The sequence below is a fragment of the Gordonia spumicola genome, assembly GCF_009932475.1.
Taxonomy (GTDB): Bacteria; Actinomycetota; Actinomycetes; order Mycobacteriales; family Mycobacteriaceae; genus Gordonia; species Gordonia spumicola.
On the sequence record NZ_BJOV01000002.1, the window covers coordinates 40,518 to 54,483 of the forward strand.

Genomic DNA, 13,966 nt, shown 5'->3' on the forward strand with positions numbered 1-13,966 from the left:
GGTTTTGTTCATGCTTCCGACTCCGCTCACCACCCCCGCCGCACTGCACCGCGCGGAGGCCCAGTGGCCCGACCGCCCCGCGATCGTCGACGAGCAGTGGGCCGAGCCCGTCCGTCTCACCTGGAGCGAATTCGCCGGACGTGTGCGACGATTCGCCGCAGGCCTGGTCGGCCTCGGCGTGCGGCCCGGCGACCGCGTCGCCGTCTGGGCGCCCAACAGCCATCACTGGCCGGTGGCCGCGCTCGGAACGCACTACGCCGGCGCCGTCCTCGTGCCGCTGAACACCCGCTACACCGTCAGCGAGGCGTCCGACATCGTCGACCGATCCGGCGCGCGCATCGTCGTCGCGTCCGGCGTGTTCGCGGGGATCGATCGCCTCACCGAAGTGCTCGCCTCACCGATCGCCGAGGGGCGAACCGTGATCGGCGTGCCACTCGAGGAGCCCGTCACCGCCGACGGGGCCGTCGCCTGGGACGAGTTCATGGACGTGAGCGACGAGGCCGCAGACGCTACCCGCGCACTCGCCGACGCCGTGACCGGCGAGGACCTGTCCGACATCCTGTTCACCTCCGGCACCACCGGCGCACCGAAGGGCGTGCTGGCCGAGCACCGTCAGACGATCGCGGGCTCGCACGCGTGGGGCGCCAACGGCGCGCTGACCGAGGACGACCGGTACCTGATGGTGAACCCGTTCTTCCACACGTTCGGCTACAAGGCAGGCATCCTGCCGTGCGTCCTGTTCGGCACCGCGATGTTGCCGCTGGCCGTCTACTCCCCCACCGAGGCGTGCAAGCTCGTGTCGAAGGAGAGGGCGACGGTGTTCCCCGGCGCGCCGACGATCTTCCAGACAGTGCTCGACGACCCGAACCGCGGCGACTACGACCTGTCGAGCCTGCGCCTGATCGTCACCGGCGCGACGATCGTGCCCGTCGTCCTCATCGAGCGGCTGCAGTCCGACCTCGGCGTCGAGACCGTCGTCACCGCCTACGGACAGACCGAGACCAGCGGTTTCATCACCACCTGCCGCCCGGACGACGACGCCGTCACCGTCGCCACCACCTGCGGTCGCGCCTTCGACGGCATGGAGGTGAAGCTGTCCGAGCAGGGTGAGGTCCTCACCCGCGGCGCGATGGTGATGCGCGGCTACCTCGACAATCCGGAGGCGACCGCCGAGACGATCGACGCCGACGGCTGGCTGCACACCGGCGACATCGGGACCCTCGACGAGCGCGGCAACCTGACTATCACCGACCGGCTCAAGGACATGTACATCTGCGGCGGGTTCAACGTCTATCCGGCCGAGGTGGAGCAGACGCTGTCCCGTGTCCCCGGGGTCACCGAAGTCGCCGTGATCGGAGTGCCGGACGAGCGTCTCGGCGAGGTCGGCAAGGCCTTCGTCACCACCCTGCCCGACACGACCGTCACCGTCGACGACGTCCTGGCACACGCCCGCGAGCATCTCGCCAACTTCAAGGTCCCCCGCACCGTCGAGTTCGTCGACGCCTTCCCCCGCAACGCCTCCGGCAAGATCCTCAAGCGCGAGATGACATAGCTGCGTCGACGCGGGTCACCCGCACGGCCGGCGTCGCACGACCGAATGATCACATAGTCCCCTGAACGGTTCATTACCGCTGATCAGAGGATCGTTTCCGGCGGTCACGGGCCTACGCTCGTCGCATGCGATTCAATCCTCCACCGAACTGGCCCGCCTCGCCCCCGAACTGGACTCCACCCGCGGGGTGGCGGCCCGATCCGCGATGGGGTCCGGCTCCCGCCGGATGGCAATTGTGGGTGGCCGATCCACCGGCCGCTCCGGCCCGGACTCCGTCGACCGCACCTCGGCCGGGGATAGCCAATCCGTTCTCGGCCAAGCCCGCGCCGGCTCCGGTGGCCGCATTCGCACCACCGCCGCCGCCTCCTCCTCCGCCGTCGTCACCGGCCCCCGCGATGGTGCAGCACCGGCCGCCGATGCCGATGGCCGGACCGCACCCGGGGATGCCTCCGCAACAGCCGCAACAGCCGTCGAATGGTCGCAGTCCCGCCCTGCAGAACACACTGCGCGCACTCGGCATCCTCGGCGCCGTCCTGATGGCGATCCTGACGGTTCTCGGTTGGCTCCTGGACCAGATCGAACCCGCCATCTACGCCGTCGTCGGCGTGGTCGCCGCCTACTTCGCGATCACGATGGGCGCGCCCGTCCTGTTCATCGTCACCGGGATCTGCGCGCTCGGAATCCTGCTGTACTACCTGCTGGACATCAGCCTGCTCGACATGTTCTGACTGAGATCGGTCTCCTCATCGTCTGTCGACGACGCACTGCCGTCCACTGACGATGAGCAGACCGATCTTCGCGTGGCATGCGCTACGCGTCGCCCCGACGCAGGATGAATCGCTGCACCTTGCCACTCGGGGTCTTCGGGAGCGACTCCACGAAGTGGACACGACGCGGGTAGGCGTGCTTGGAGTACCCGTCGCGGACGAGGGCCTGCAGTTCGGCTTCGAGTTCATCGGAGCCGGTGAATCCCTCGCGCAGGACCACGAACGCCTCGACCACTTCCCCGCGAATGCCCTCCGGATCGGGGCGTCCCACGACGGCGACCTCGATGATCGACGGGTGCTTCACCATGACGCTCTCGACGTCGAATGGGCCGATGCGGTAGCCGGCGGCGAGGATCACGTCGTCGTCCCGGGCGGTGAAGGAGAAGTAGCCGTCGTCGTCGACCTTGCCGGTGTCGGCCGTCAGGTACCAGGCGCCGTCCTTCGTGAACCGTTCGGCCGTCTTCTCCGGAGCCGCGTCGTAGCCGGTGAACCACAGCAGCGGACTGTTCTCCACGTCGAGTGCGATCTGGCCGTCGACGATCCCGGCGGCGTAGCCGGGCATCGGCTGCCCCATCGATCCGGACCTGAGCGGCAGCGCCACGTCGGCGTGCCAGTGATTCCCGATCACCATGCCGAGTTCGGTCTGGCCGTACTGGTCGCGGACCTCGGTGCCCAAGTGCGCGAGCCCGAATTCGACGATGTCCGGAGTCAACGGTTCGCCCGCGGACGAGGCACGGCGCAGCGCCACCCCCGACGTGTCCGCACCCGCGCGCAGCGCCCGGTACATGGTCGGGGCTCCGGCGAAGTTGGTGACGCCGAACGCGGTGAGCACGGCGACCGTCGACTCGGGCGTGAACCCGGCGTTGAACAGCAGACTGGTGCGGCCGCCGACCAGCGGCCCGAGGATCGCGTAGTACAGGCCGTACGCCCAACCGGGGTCGGCGGCGTTCCAGAACACGTCGTCGTCGGCGACGTCGAGCGAGTAGTGCTGGTACGTCTGGAAGGCCGCGAGCGCGCGCAACGGCACCGGAACGCCCTTCGGCTTGCCGGTGGTGCCGCTGGTGTACAGCTGGACGAGGGTGCCGTCGCCACCGATCGCGGCGTCGTCGGTGAACGGTTCCGCATCGACGGCCGCGGCCGCGAGCTCGTCGACGTCGAGGACGGTGACCGCGTCGATCGGGTCGACCTTCGAGCGCTGTGAGGCGTCGGTGATCACGACCGACGCGGAGGCGCCCTCGACGCGCAGGACGATCGCGCCGGTCGCGAACGCCGTGAACAACGGGACGTGGACGGCGCCGATCCGCCACAGCGCCACCAGGGCGACGATCAACTCCCGTCGCTTGCCGAGCAGAACCGGCACTTTGTCGCCGCGCGCGACACCGTTGGCGACGAGCACGGTCGCCATGCGTCGCGACTCGTCGGCCAGCTCGCCGTGTGTGAACGGCGTCGACGTCAGATCCGGTTCGACGAGCGTGAACGCGACGGTCGACGGGTCGTGCCGGTCGCACAGCAGGTGTGCGGCGCCGGCCGTCGGTGCGCTGTACTCGTCGAGCCATTCGCGCACCTGGCGTTCGGCGGCCTGGCGTCCATCGGTCATGTCGGCACTCCATCTCGTCTCGTGGCAAGGAATGGAACAATGATCACTGTGACCCCTACCACGGACAACCCTCTGAAGAGGGGTGCGCCGCACGACGACCTCGCGAGGCGGCTGCGGCAGCCGCTCGAGCGACTGCGCCGATCGACGGGCGCGGGTCTCACATTCGCGGGCCGTATGGTCGACGGCACCGACAACCTGGAGCTCTTCGCGTTCGACGGCGATGTCGTCGGGCCCCTGCGCGGCGCGATGGTCGACCTCGGTCACGGACTCGGCGGGCGAGTCCTCGGCAGACAGCGGGCCGCCGCCGTCAACGACTACGTCCGGTCGCCGCTGATCACCCACACCTACGACGCGATCATCCGCGCGGAGAGCCTGCGGGCGATGGTCGCCGCACCGATCATCGTGGGCCGCAAGCACATCGGCGTCCTCTACGCGGCCCGTCGCAATCCGCACGACGAGTTGGGGATGTCCCTCGACGCCGTCACCGACGAGGCGCGGCGGATCGAACAGCAGTTGGCCGTCGCGGACGTCCTCGCGACCCTGCGAACCGACGACGAGGAACGTGACGTCGCCGCCTGGCGTGCGCGGGTCCAGGAGTCGCACACGCGCCTGCGCGCGCTGGCCGGGTCGACGACCGACGACGCGCTGCGCTCCCAGATGCTGGAGATCGCCGATGCCCTCGCCGACGACGCTCCCGAGTCGGAGGCCGCGGTCCGCCTCACCTCACGCGAGCAGGACGTCCTCGGCCTCATCGCCGCGGGCCTGTCGAACGCCGCCGTCGCCGAGCACCTCGGCATCGGCGTCTACACGGTGAAGGACCACGTGAAACGACTGCTCGTGAAACTCGACGCGTCGACGAGGTTCGAGGCCGTCGTCAATGCCCGTCGGATCCGCCTGATCCCCTGACGTTCACCACTCGGTGACGTCCATCCCGGTCACCGCGACCGACAATCCGGTTTCGCGCCCGGACCGGCCGCCACGCGACGTACCGTCGACGCGCGGCTGAGATCGACGACCTCATCGCATTGTTCGACGACGAGTCCGCCAACTTCCGCATCGCCGTCGACCCGACCGCCGAGTTCGACATGGCGTCGACCGTCCACGCATACGAACTCACCGACGACGAGACGGTCGCCGAATGGGCCGACAAATACGATGTGCAGTACGCGAAGACGGTCGCGGCACTGCGCGCTGACATCATCCGAGAGACCCTCGACGGTCAGAGCACGACGATGACCCACGCCCGCAACGGGGGCATGGACGTCTGAGCGCTCAGCTCCCGAACAGGCCTCCGAGGCTGCCGTTTCCATCGTCGGGATCGACAGGATCGACAGGCGTGACCGGATCGATCGGGAACGGCTCCGCATCCGGCTCCGAACCGTCGAGAGTCAGCAGGAGTTCGGAGTCGCCGGACGACCCGACGACGATCGACCTGGTGAACGTCTGCCCGTCGTCGCGGCGGAAGACGAGCTTGTGGGCTCCGGGTTCGGCGTTCGCCGGGATCGTGATGCTTCCGACCCCGAACCCGTCGTCGCCGATCGTCACTGTTCCCACCTTGACCGGAGTCGAGTACATGAACACGTTGACCAGCTTGGAGATGCCCGCCGACGCTCCCGTTCGGAGGAAGTACATGACGTCGACCTTCTGGCCCGGTCGCGTGGAGTACTGATGATCACGATCCGAATCGGGATCGGCGGGCGCGCTCACGACGTGCCGGTTCAACGGCCAGCCGAGTTTCTGCGACACCGCGTTCGCGGCGCAGACCGTGGTGAACTGCTGCAGGTCAGTCACCGGGCACGGGATGTCACTGTTCTCGTACGACGTGTGGATGCGGGCGCCGAGGCTATTCGTGAGGCTTACACCGAGGAACGCAGACGGATCGCTAAGTCCGTCGGCGAACGAAGCATCGCACACGAGATCACCCGGGCGGCAGATCGACGTCACGACGCCGGGGTGCGCGGCGATGAACGCCGCGCGTCCCGGCTTCGCCGTTCGGATCAGTGCACCGGCCGTCGGGGCTCCGCCCACATTCTCCGGGCCCGTCGCCCGATGAATCGGCGAGGCGATCAGGACGACCTTCTTCAGCAGGGCCGCGAGTGACGGCGAGGAGTCGTTGATCTCGGCGAGCGCGTCCTCGATCACGTGGGCACCCTGGGAATATCCGGCGAGAACGACATTCGGGAGCTTGCCGCGACAGTACGACGCGAGACGTTCCAGGACCGTGACAACCGTGTGCGACCCGAGGTCGACCGACGACCGGTACTCGATCGGGTACACAGGGGATCCCGGACTCACCTTCACCGCCGGGTAGGCAATGCCGAGCGGAATGAACTTGCCCTCCGACGCCTTCGACACGTCACGGACCATCGACCCGACCGGCGTGCCCATCCCCTTGTTCGGTCGGTCGGCGTTGTAGAAGAACTTCCCGTACTCGTCGTCGAGCCGATTCACAATCCCGCCAGGACGGGGACCGGTGTCATCACCGTCAGCGGACGCAGGCTGCGGGTCTTCTCCCGAACCGCGGACGCCCAAGAAATAGGTGGTGTTCAAACAGCCTTCGTCTGTCGGCTCGGGATCGGTGGTCGCACCTTTGCTTAGCACAGTAACCGCTTGCCAGTAGGTACTGTCGGATTGAGCCCAGGCATTGCGGCACACCACCAAGAACACATGTGACGAGGACTCGTTCCAAACACCACCACCCCACCCACCGTCCTCGGCGGTTCGGTACCACTTTGTCGGCTGGACACTGCCAGTAGTTCCGGCATCCACAGACGCACTGTAGTTCGTACCGCCTACAACCTCTGACGAGGTCTCTTCTTCAAGCGATCGAATCTGCGGATCGGAATCTCTCGCTCCGGGCCAGTTATATGCCTCTGCGAGAGCATCCACCCTTGCCGAAATCGCCGGGCGATAAACCTTCGCGGTGCAGTAGAGCGCAAGGGTAGCTCCTGTGCCATATCCAGGGCCGGTCCGCGGATCCGTATTGTTCGACACCGCCAGCACATACTTCTCGCTAGTAGCGGTCGGCCTCTCAGCGATCGAGACCGCGATATCTGCGGACAGGACGTCTGCGGACGCGGATCCTAGAACAATACCGACTAGCCCGGTCGCACCAATCAGCACAACCAATAGGCACACCGCGATCCCAGTCACGATTCGCTTCACAAATACCCCTTTCGGGCCGAGCAGACACCCAAGTTTTTCAATTCTCGCGACAGCTCGCCACGATGATCCCCAGGTTCATACATCCATATGAACCATCTGGCCGAATCAGCCACTTGATGATTGATTCCCGGTGACGACGTAGGTTCCCTGCGTATTTCCACTGGGGCGGATTCAAAGGGTCGGCGCAACAGCTTCTCGACGGTCGGAATCTAGCAGAGCCTGCATCATCTCCACGGTCCACCTCACCTCACGCGAGCAGGACGTCCTCGGCCTCATCGCCGCGGGCCTGTCGAACGCCGCCGTCGCCGAGCACCTCGGCATCGGCGTCTACACGGTGAAAGACCACGTGAAACGACTGCTCGTGAAACTCGACGCGTCGACTCGTTTCGAGGCCGTCGTCAATGCCCGTCGGATCCGCCTGGTGATATAGCGGCCGACCCGCAGCACGGTGGGCGGCCCCGAACGAGACCGCCCACCGTGTCAGCAAATCCGGCTCGCCGGACAGCACGACGTCATGCTGGTTTGGAGCTTCCGACCACCTTCCGAGTCAGGTCGGCTGCCGCCCAACCGTAGTAGGGCGGGAGCACCTGCGACGTGTACGCCGTCGTGTGGATCGCGGCACCGGCGCTGATCGCCGCCGCTCCGGCAATGGGATTCCGGGAGACCAGCGCCGTTGTACCGAAGTCGCACACGAGGTCTGCGAGCACACACACCGAGTACGAGTTGCTCGCGTATTTTCCGGTGACCTTCGCGCGGGTGGCACCGGTTCCGGGGAAGCTCTGCGCAATCCCCTTGGACCGCACATTCACCGGGCTCTTCTGCAGTCCGTCGCCCGGGAACTGATCAGGATCTGCGAACAGGATCGCACCGCCCCAATGCGGTCCGAGACCAAACCGCGTGCCCGGGTTCTCAAGCCAAGTCGGATCCTGTAGGAACCGGTGGACGATGAGCGCGCCTTGTGAGTACCCGCCGAACACGATCTTCGCATTGCGGCAGTTCGCGCCCTTCTCGGACGCCCACAAGAGTTCGTTTGCGATCAGTCGGACCTTAGAACGTAGTAGTTCAAGGCCCGTGTCATAGCTGCCCTTGTAGATCGCCGGATTCGGAAGCAGTGCGAGGACGCTCGCCGACGAGTACCCGAGTTCGACATACGTCGTCGTTCGCTTGGCGCGCTCGGCGGCCGGCCGCAGCGAGTCCCGGTAGTAGCTCCACGCCTGAGCTCCCATTCCAGTCGTCTGGCCCGAACCTCGTACACCGATGTAGATGATGTCGGCGAGCTCACTGCCGCCCTTGTCGGGGTTCGTGCAGCTTGCACCGGTCGGTTGCGGATTGCTCGATTCGACCGCCGACTTGACAGCGTTCGCCAGCTCGTCCTTGTTGGTCGCGGTGACGTACTTGCCTCCGGACACTCGCGCTATGCAGCTCAGTTCGGTCTCTGCCTGATCCGGTGCGTTGAATCCGACCGAGTGGATTCGGAAGTCGATACCGTATTGGTTCTTCAGTTCCTGGGCCGCCGCGCACGGATCACCACACGTGCTCTGACCATCGCTGATCAAGACGATCGTGCGGTCACCGGTAGCGGGCAGATCCGCGGCAGCAGCCCGAAGAGCCTGCGGTGTCGGCGTTCCGCCGCCCGTACCGAGCCCGTTCGTCGCCGACGTCAGGGCCTGACGATTGTTCGTCCCGACCGGAACCAACAGTTGACCGGAACTGGAGCAGTCTCCTTCGAAGGAACGCAGACCAGCGGCTTGCCCCGAGGAGAGCGCACCGATTCCTTCGTGGAGCGCTTCCTTCGCCTGCTGTAGCGGAGCCCCCGACATCGACCCGGAGTTGTCTACGACGAACAGCACACTCGAGCCGGGCGCGGCCGCCGCCGGTGCGGCGACCACCACCATCGTCGCAAGTAGAGCCGCCGAGATCGCAGCACCCACTCCGCTCCAGAATCTTCTGCCGCGCTGATGCCTCTTGTCCACCGGTCCCATGACCTCGCTCCTCGTCGATTCGCCGGAAACTGCGATCGCTTCCATTGAGGAGATATACCGGCCTCCGGAACTGAACTCCATGGAACGAGGCGAGATTGAACCGTTCGGACCCGGTGTCGTGTTTCGGAAGTTCCTAGACGGTCGGTGCTGGTCCGGGACACGAGACCAGCCACCGGCCGCCGCCGCACATCCTTGGGTCGGCTCGACGACCTAGAGACTATTGAACCGGCTTGACCAGCGGAAAGAGGACTGTCTCACGGATGCCGAGTCCGGTGATCGCCATCAGGAGGCGGTCGATGCCCATGCCGGTTCCGGCGGTCGGGGGCATGGCGTACTCCATCGCGGCGAGGAACTCCTCGTCGAGGACCATCGCCTCGTCGTCGCCCGCCGCGGCCAGGCGCGCCTGGTCGACGAAGCGCTCCCGCTGGATGATCGGGTCGATCAGCTCCGAGTAGCCGGTGGCGAGTTCGAAGCCGCGGACGTACAGGTCCCACTTCTCGACGACGCCGGGGATGCTGCGATGCGCGCGGACCAGCGGAGACGTCTCGACGGGGAAGTCCCGGACGAACACGGGCTCGTCGAGCGTGGAGCCGACCATGTGCTCCCACAGCTCTTCGACGAGCTTGCCGTGGCCGTAGCCCTTGCCCTTCGGGATCTCCAGGCCGACGTCGGCGGCGATCGCGAGAAGCTCGTCGACCGTCGTCTCCAACGGCACGATCTCCCGACCCAGTGCCTCCGACAGCGACGGGTACATCGAGACGGACTTCCATTCCCCGGACAGGTCGTAGACGCTGCCGTCGGGCATGGTCGGGGTGAGCGTGCCGACCGCGGCGAGCGCCACCGACTGCACCAGTTCGCGAGTCATGACGGCGGCGTCGTCGTAGGTGCCGTACGCCTGGTAGGTCTCGAGCATCGCGAACTCGGGCGAGTGCGTGGAGTCGGCGCCCTCGTTGCGGAAGTTGCGGTTCACCTCGAAGACTCGCTCGATGCCGCCGACGACCGCCCGCTTGAGGAACAGTTCGGGTGCGATACGCAGGAACAGGTCCATGTCGAACGCGTTGGAGTGCGTGACGAACGGACGGGCCGCCGCGCCGCCGTGCAGCGTCTGCAGCATCGGCGTCTCGATCTCGAGGAAATCGCGCTCGGTCATGAAACGACGCAGCTCGGCCATCGCCTTCACGCGGGTACGTGCGATCTCGCGGGCCTCCGGACGGACGATCAGGTCGACGTACCGCTGGCGGACGCGCGACTCCTCGTTCATCTCCTTGTGCGCGACAGGCAGCGGACGCAGCGACTTGGACGCCATCTCCCAGGCGTCGGCCATGATCGACAGTTCCCCGGTGCGCGAGGAGATGATCTCGCCGTGCACGTAGACGATGTCGCCGAGGTCGACGTCGGCCTTCCAGCTCGCGAGCGAGGACTCCCCGACCTTCGCTTGACTGAGCATCGCCTGCAGCTGCGTGCCGTCGCCCTCCTGGAGGGTGGCGAAGCACAGCTTGCCCTTGTTCCGGACGAAGATCACGCGGCCCGCGACTCCGGCGATCACACCGGTCTCGGCGCCCGCCTCCAGGTGCGAGTACTCGTCGCGGACTCCACGCAACGTGTGGGTGCGAGCGAGTTCGACGGGGTACGCCTCACGTCCTTCGGCCAGAATCCGTTCGCGCTTCTCACGGCGGATCCGCAGCTGCTCGGGAGTCTGGTCGTCGTCGCGGGTCTGATCGTCGTTCTGCTGCTCGCTCACGACACCTAGGTTAGGTGTCCGGGCTGGCCGGACACCAATCGAGACGCCAGGTCAGCGCGGGTCGTACAGGCCGAGCGCATCGGCGCCGATCGAACCGGTCACACCGCGCCGACGCAGCGCCCGGTGGCCTCCGACGACGAACCGCGCACCGCGAACGCCGCGCGCCTGCAGATGCCAGGCGAGCCATTCGGCGTCGTAGCCGTCCTCGGAGACGAGGATCCACTGCGCGTCGACGGTCGCGGCACGCAGCGCCGTCGCCGAGTCGGGGCGCAGGAGGTCGAGCGCCTGATCGGAGTCGACGGCGATCGCGCCGAGGAGTGCGCCGTGGACGCGATGCAGGTCGGCACCGCGGAGATCCACGGCGACGGCGCCCGCGGCGAGTTCGGCGCGGTAGGCGTCGGCCTGGACCGACAGCGGGACGGAGACGAACGGGGCAGAGACGGGTGCGGAGAACGCGACAGTCATGAGGGATTCCTCGAGAAGTGATCGAACGTGCGGGGAGGTTGCCGAAATTCAGGGCGGTCCTCGCTCGAAAGCGGGACGTCAGCCCTGACAACACTCCTGACAGCTCTTGATCACGAAGGCCACTCTGCCACAGCGGCCTGCTCTCGGCCAGCGTTTTGCGCAGCCCAGCGCAAAACGCTGGTGACGTTTTCGGCTGCCACACCGGAAAACGTCACCAACGTTTGCAGGGGTCAGAGCGAACGACCGATGAGTTCCTTCATGATCTCACTGGTGCCGCCGTAGATCGTCTGCACGCGGGTGTCGGCGTACATGCGGGCGATCGGATACTCCGCCATGTAGCCGTAGCCGCCGAACATCTGCAGACAACGGTCGACGATCTCCTTCTGCTTCTCGGTGCCCCACAGCTTCGCCATCGACGCGGTCGCCGGATCGAGGCGGCCCGCGATCTGCTCGCTGATGCAGTGGTCGATCAGCGCCTTGCCCGCGAGGACGTCGGCCTTGCATTCGGCCAGCACGAACCTCGTGTTCTGGAACTTCAGGATCGGCTGTCCGAACGCCTCGCGTTCCTTCACGTACTTCAGCGTCTCGATCAGCGCGGCCTCGGCGACGCCGACCGCCCCGACCGCGATGATCAGACGTTCGCGCTGCAGTTGGCTCATCAGCTGGTAGAAGCCCTGCCCCTCCACGCCGCCGAGCAGATTGGCCGCCGGAACACGCATGTCGGTGAACGACAGCTCGCGGGTGTCCTGACCATGCTGACCGAGCTTCTCCAGCACACGGCCGCGTTCGAAGCCCGGCAGATCCTTCGTCTCGGCCACGATCAGCGAGACGCCCTTCGCGCCCTGCGTCGGGTCCGTCTTGCACACGATGACGAGCAGGTCGCAGTGGGTGCCGTTGGAGATGAACGTCTTCGACCCGTTGATCACGTAGTCGTCGCCCTCCCGCACGGCGGTCGTGCGGACCGACTGCAGGTCGGAGCCGGTGCCGGGTTCGGTCATCGCGATCGCCAGCACCGACTCGCCGGTGACGGCTCCGGGCAGCCAGCGCTTCTTCTGCTCATCGGTGCCGTAGGCGTTGATGTAGTGGGCGACGATCGTCGAATGGACGGCGAAGCCGAACGCGGAGTCCCCTGCCAACGCCAGCTCGTGCGCGACGACCGCCTCGTGACCGAAGTCGCCCCCGGAGCCGCCGAACTCCTCTGGAATGTCCAGGCAGAGCAGTCCGGCGTCTCCCGCCTTGTTCCAGTACTCGCGGTCGACCTTGTGTTGCTTCGCCCATCGCTCCTGATTGGGGACGGACTCCTTGGCGAAGAACGCACGGGCGTGTGCGCGGAGCGCGACTTGGTCGTCGCTCTCCCACGAGGCGCGGTAGGTGGGGAAGAGGGTTGTCGTCATGGTTCTCACTTTCCGGTGAACGCGGGGTCGATTCGCTCGATGATGGTGGTGTTGGCCGTGCCTGCCGCCTCGCACACGGTGAGCAGCCCGATCCGCTTGCCCGTCCGCTCGAGTTCACACAGCAGATCGGTCAACATCCGGGCGCCGGTCGATCCGAGCGGGTGGCCGATGGCGATCGAGCCGCCGTTGACGTTGAGCTTGCCGTCGGGGACTCCGAACTCGCGCTGGAACATCAGCGGGACGCCTGCGAACGCCTCGTTGACCTCGAACAGGTCGATCTCGTCGATCTCCAGGCCCGACCGCTTGAGAGCGCGACGAGTGGATTCGAGCACCGCGGTGAACTGGACGACGGGATCGGCGCCCGCCACGCTGAGCGCGCGGAAGCGCGCCCGCGGCGCGAGCCCGTGCTCGGCGGCGAACGAGCGGCTCGCGATCAGCAGGGCGCCCGCACCGTCACTGATCTGCGACGAGTTGGCCGCGGTCGTCATCCCGTCGTCGGCGAACACCGTGCGCAGCGATGCGATCTTCGCCGGGTCGATGCTGGCGCGCACGCCCTCGTCCCGCGTCACCAGGGGCGACCCGTCGTCGGCCGGGTCGGAGTGCAGCGGCACCGTCTGCGCTTCGAATCGGCCTGCGGCGATCGCCTCAGCGGCCCTCCGGTGACTGCGCATGCTGAAGTCGTCGAGGGCTTCCCGTGTCATGCCGTAGTCGGAGTTCATGAGCTCCGACGACAAGCCCTGCGCCATCAGGCCACCGTCGTAGCGGGCCAGTTCGCGCGGGCTGTACTGCGGGCCGAGCGGCGATCCGGGGATCAGCGACGGAGGGGTCGCGACCTGCGACATCGATTCCACCCCGCACGCCACGACGAGGTCGTGTGAGCCGGCCATGACCGCCTGCGCCGCGAAACTGACGGCCTGCAGTCCGGAACCGCACTGCCTGTCGACCGTCACGGCAGGCACCGATTCCGGGAGTCCCGCGGACAGCATCGCGTGGCGGGCGACATTGCCCGACTGCACATCCGTCTGCAGGACGCAGCCCGCGATCACGTCGTCGATCAGCGCCGGTTCCACGCCGCTGCGGTCGACGACGTCGGCGATCGCCGCTCCGAGCAGGTCGACGGGATGCCAGGCCGCGAGCGCACCGCCGCGCCTGCCGACCGGGGTGCGGACTGCGCCGACGATAACCGCTTCGGACGGGTTGTTCATTTCCAGACTCCTCCACACCGACACCGTGTGGTGTCGATCACCACACGGCTATACACTTGTATCGTAATCAGTGTGGCCGTATCGGTCAATGACTGCTC

General features: G+C 66.7%; 12 protein-coding genes. 5 read left to right on the top strand and 7 right to left on the bottom strand.

Annotated elements, in window-relative coordinates; genetic code table 11:
• Nucleotides 1–10 precede the first annotated feature (10 nt).
• Together GYB83_RS02155 and GYB83_RS23320 are read left to right on the top strand one after the other, a co-directional pair.
• Nucleotides 11–1,552 carry a FadD3 family acyl-CoA ligase gene (locus GYB83_RS02155; RefSeq protein ID WP_161893939.1) on the top strand — a complete coding sequence of 514 codons (1,542 nt, stop codon included), beginning with the start codon at nucleotides 11–13 and terminating at the stop codon, nucleotides 1,550–1,552.
• Nucleotides 1,553–1,677: 125 nt separating this feature from the next.
• Nucleotides 1,678–2,280 (top strand): hypothetical protein, encoded by a 603-nt coding sequence (locus GYB83_RS23320; RefSeq protein WP_186349698.1) that lies wholly within the window; start codon nucleotides 1,678–1,680, stop codon nucleotides 2,278–2,280.
• An 82-nt stretch (nucleotides 2,281–2,362) separates the two neighbouring features.
• Here the strand turns inward: GYB83_RS23320 and GYB83_RS02165 are convergent, their stop codons facing one another.
• Nucleotides 2,363–3,916, bottom strand: coding sequence for an AMP-binding protein (locus tag GYB83_RS02165; protein WP_161893940.1), 1,554 nt, complete (start codon nucleotides 3,914–3,916; stop codon nucleotides 2,363–2,365).
• Nucleotides 3,917–3,955: 39 nt separating this feature from the next.
• Between GYB83_RS02165 and GYB83_RS02170 the strand changes: the two genes are divergently transcribed.
• Together GYB83_RS02170 and GYB83_RS02175 are read left to right on the top strand one after the other, a co-directional pair.
• The gene (locus GYB83_RS02170; protein ID WP_161893941.1) at nucleotides 3,956–4,822 is read left to right on the top strand and encodes a LuxR C-terminal-related transcriptional regulator; all 867 of its coding nucleotides are present in this window, start codon (nucleotides 3,956–3,958) and stop codon (nucleotides 4,820–4,822) included.
• Nucleotides 4,823–4,941: 119 nt separating this feature from the next.
• Nucleotides 4,942–5,184, top strand: a complete 243-nt coding sequence (locus GYB83_RS02175; RefSeq protein WP_228461134.1) for a hypothetical protein — start codon at nucleotides 4,942–4,944, stop codon at nucleotides 5,182–5,184.
• A 4-nt stretch (nucleotides 5,185–5,188) separates the two neighbouring features.
• Here GYB83_RS02175 and GYB83_RS02180 read toward each other — a convergent pair whose 3' ends face one another.
• The gene (locus tag GYB83_RS02180; RefSeq protein ID WP_161893942.1) at nucleotides 5,189–6,367 is read right to left on the bottom strand and encodes a cutinase family protein; all 1,179 of its coding nucleotides are present in this window, start codon (nucleotides 6,365–6,367) and stop codon (nucleotides 5,189–5,191) included.
• A gap of 1,000 nt (nucleotides 6,368–7,367) precedes the next feature.
• On the opposite strand from GYB83_RS02180, the gene GYB83_RS02185 reads away from it, so the two are divergent.
• A complete protein-coding gene (locus tag GYB83_RS02185; protein WP_267130314.1) occupies nucleotides 7,368–7,511 on the top strand; it encodes a LuxR C-terminal-related transcriptional regulator in 144 nt (47 codons plus the stop codon).
• Between the two features lie 82 nt (nucleotides 7,512–7,593).
• Here the strand turns inward: GYB83_RS02185 and GYB83_RS02190 are convergent, their stop codons facing one another.
• The 5 genes from GYB83_RS02190 to GYB83_RS02210 form a co-directional block, all read right to left on the bottom strand.
• Complete coding sequence (locus tag GYB83_RS02190) at nucleotides 7,594–9,012, bottom strand: VWA domain-containing protein (RefSeq protein ID WP_161893943.1); 1,419 nt, start codon at nucleotides 9,010–9,012, stop codon at nucleotides 7,594–7,596.
• A gap of 268 nt (nucleotides 9,013–9,280) precedes the next feature.
• Nucleotides 9,281–10,804 carry a lysine--tRNA ligase gene (gene lysS / locus GYB83_RS02195; RefSeq protein WP_161893944.1) on the bottom strand — a complete coding sequence of 508 codons (1,524 nt, stop codon included), beginning with the start codon at nucleotides 10,802–10,804 and terminating at the stop codon, nucleotides 9,281–9,283.
• A gap of 51 nt (nucleotides 10,805–10,855) precedes the next feature.
• Nucleotides 10,856–11,269, bottom strand: a complete 414-nt coding sequence (locus GYB83_RS02200; RefSeq protein WP_161893945.1) for a rhodanese-like domain-containing protein — start codon at nucleotides 11,267–11,269, stop codon at nucleotides 10,856–10,858.
• A 230-nt stretch (nucleotides 11,270–11,499) separates the two neighbouring features.
• Nucleotides 11,500–12,663 carry an acyl-CoA dehydrogenase family protein gene (locus GYB83_RS02205; RefSeq protein ID WP_161893946.1) on the bottom strand — a complete coding sequence of 388 codons (1,164 nt, stop codon included), beginning with the start codon at nucleotides 12,661–12,663 and terminating at the stop codon, nucleotides 11,500–11,502.
• A 5-nt stretch (nucleotides 12,664–12,668) separates the two neighbouring features.
• Nucleotides 12,669–13,868, bottom strand: coding sequence for a thiolase family protein (locus tag GYB83_RS02210; protein ID WP_161893947.1), 1,200 nt, complete (start codon nucleotides 13,866–13,868; stop codon nucleotides 12,669–12,671).
• Nucleotides 13,869–13,966: the final 98 nt, after the last annotated feature.